The sequence below is a fragment of the Leptolyngbya sp. FACHB-671 genome, assembly GCF_014695745.1.
Classification (GTDB): Bacteria; Cyanobacteriota; Cyanobacteriia; order Elainellales; family Elainellaceae; genus JAAUTN01.
Genome location: NZ_JACJOV010000120.1, coordinates 1 through 2,693 on the forward strand (window position 1 = coordinate 1; position 2,693 = coordinate 2,693).

The window sequence follows — 2,693 nt, forward strand, 5'->3', positions numbered from 1 at the left end:
GCCCCTAAGGCTGAATGACTATGGCTGACAGCTTGAGCCGCTAAACGAAAAGCATTGGCGGCCCGATTCACGACCGAGCGAGTCTGAGAACTGAGTGACTTTCCTCCGGTAATCCGCACTCCTAGACATAATCTTCAGAGTGAGATCGTCAGAAAAAGGAGATTGAGAGACTCACGGCATGGAGGCAAGCAACGATGTCCGAGATCAGACTCAGTTCAACCGAAGCTGGCATTGACCTAGCGAGTAGCCCCAATGAGAATCTAGCCCTACCGTCTTGGTAAGGAGAAGTCTTACTGCTGGGAGAATACTGGCGCACGACTGGACTCCTAGAACGATTGCAACAGCAGGTAAAAGTCAGCCGAGGACGCATGGGACAGTACGAAGTTTGCGATTTTGTCTTATTGCTGCTTGCCTATGCGGTCAGTGGAGTTGCAACCCTGAAAGAGTTTTTTATCCAACTGAGCAGCGTAGAATCTGTTGTACTGTCTGTGTGGCAACGACAGCAATGCCCAGTGGCATCAACCGTATCACGGTCTTTGAGTGCAGTAGAATTTCCGGCTGTGGAGCAACTGAGAACGTTGTTTAAGGCAGACTTACTCGAACATGGGTTTGATTGCAACCACAATGGCGGATTGCTAGATCGAAGCGGACAACGATACTGGGTCTTTGATGTGGATGGAACGCACCAAGTGGCACGACAACGATCTGTATCCCAGAACGAGACCTATCCTGCGCTGCGACGACGCAGCCAAGCGGCAGTCCGACCTGGCTACTTGGGACGCAAACGTGGAGAAGGCATTCGCAGCCGGAGCGCAGTGAGCCAAGCCCATACAACCGAGTGGTTAGGGACATTTGGGTTTGCGGGAAATGGGACACCTGGACCCGATTTAGATCGCGCTTGCGAAGCCATCCAGCACTACTTGCAGCACTACGGATTATCCGGAGATAGAGCCATTGTGCGCTTGGATGGCTTCTATGGCACTCCTCAGTTTGTCAATCGGATGCAACATCATCAATTAGGCTATCTCCTGCGGTCGAGACTATAACTTACTCAAGCAGCCCGCTATTGAGTCTCGATTAACTCAACTGCAAGCTCAAGCCTGGTTTCACCCAGAGAGCCATACCGTTCGGGGAGTCTTTGATCTGGGCTTTGTTCAAGATACCCTTGCAGGCTATACCTGCCCAGTCCGATTACTCGTGATCCGCACGCCGTATGATCCAAAACGGAAGCCGCGTGTCGGTAAACAGGTGAAAGAATGGGTCTACGAATTGTTCATCACAAGTCATGCTCAAGCAGGATTGAGTGGAACGGATGTGTTGAGTCTTTACTACGGTCGGGGGGGCTTTGAAAAAGTACTGGGCGATGAAGATCAGGAGCAACCCTGTGAACGTTGGTGTAGTTGGCATCCGCCCGGACAAGAGTTTTGGCAGATTCTCAATCAGTGGGTGTGGAATTGGCGACTGTGGATAGGGAATGCAAATGATCCTCAACCAGTGCGCCAAACACTTTGGACCGAAGCAGTAGAAACAATGGAGGTGCCATCAGATCAGACGGTAGCTCCACCAGAACCTTTAGCACTGTCTCAAAAGACTCGTGTTCCTCACCCACCGGAATCAGATCGCGATTATGCTCCCATGCAAGTTGCACCAAGTTGGGCACGCAGCCGAGGGAAGTTCTCAGGAAGTGATTTTACGCTGGTGAATGAGCGCACCCTGCGCTGTCCAGCAGGTCACTCAATGTACCGTCGAGAACTGCGCCAAAATCGCTTGGGCGATCTGCTGATCATGTTTGGCATCAATCCTCGCACCTGTGCTCACTGCACACTTCGGGATCAGTGCCTAGCGGATGGGTCAAAAGGGACGGGTGGGCGACGCATTACGGTCGTGCGCAAGCGTTTATCTACCGCTGATCCTGAGCCTCAACTTCCCAGGCTTGAGCAACTCACTCCAGGCTCAGAGGCTCCTCAAGCCCACCTTGTAAATCAACCTATCTTTTGGTTTGACTGGCCAGCTACCCGCTTGAGGCGCGATCTCAAACAGCAGCTACACCGTCAACAAGTGATCATTGAATCGGTTCCGGTTGTTCTGCCTTCTCCAGCACAAACGATTCCCATTCTGACCAGAGAGCAACGAGCACATCGGCGCTTAAGTTGAGCAGAGCGCTTTGCTCGAAATGCACTTCCGCAAACAGGCATCCATTGGCGAGTTCAATTATTTGGCATTTCCTCTACAGTTCTGGACTGGTTGCATAGCTTGGATTGCCAGAATCCCGATTAAAATCAGCTTAAACGATAATCGGAATCCAGGAAATTTGGTATTGATGGCTACTAAATTAATTCAGTTTGAAGATGGGACTTTGGTGGAGGTAGAGGTGTCGCCTGACCAAGTGCACCCCATTTCAGGTGGTGCAGCTGCTCGGATCGATGCAACAGTGGATGCGACTTTAGATAGGGTGAAGCCGCTTCTGTTGAAAGTTTGTCATCCGATTAAGGCGGTTTGGAATGAAGTCAATCAGGATATGGAGGTTGAAACGGCAGAGGTGCAGGTTGGTTTAAGCTTTGAAGCAGAAGGGAATATTTATATTGCCAAGTCAAAAGCTGCATCAAATTTGACCATTAAACTTGTGCTTAGGCCTAAAGTCCAATAAGCATTTCTCTTAACCATGTCTCTGGATCTGCAAAACTCTGTTGTAC

3 protein-coding genes are annotated in these 2,693 nt (G+C 50.4%); all 3 read left to right on the forward strand.

Translation table 11 applies throughout. From position 1 onward, the window contains the following. Positions 1-335: 335 nt before the first annotated feature. A complete protein-coding gene (locus H6F93_RS15960) occupies positions 336-1,046 on the forward strand; it encodes a hypothetical protein (RefSeq protein ID WP_190682549.1) in 711 nt (236 codons plus the stop codon). Between the two features lie 151 nt (positions 1,047-1,197). Then, a complete protein-coding gene (locus H6F93_RS15965) occupies positions 1,198-2,154 on the forward strand; it encodes a hypothetical protein (protein ID WP_190682552.1) in 957 nt (318 codons plus the stop codon). 19 nt (positions 2,155-2,173) lie between these two features. After that, entirely contained in the window at positions 2,174-2,647 is a 474-nt protein-coding gene (locus H6F93_RS15970) for a CU044_2847 family protein (protein WP_199313751.1), read from the forward strand. Positions 2,648-2,693: the final 46 nt, after the last annotated feature.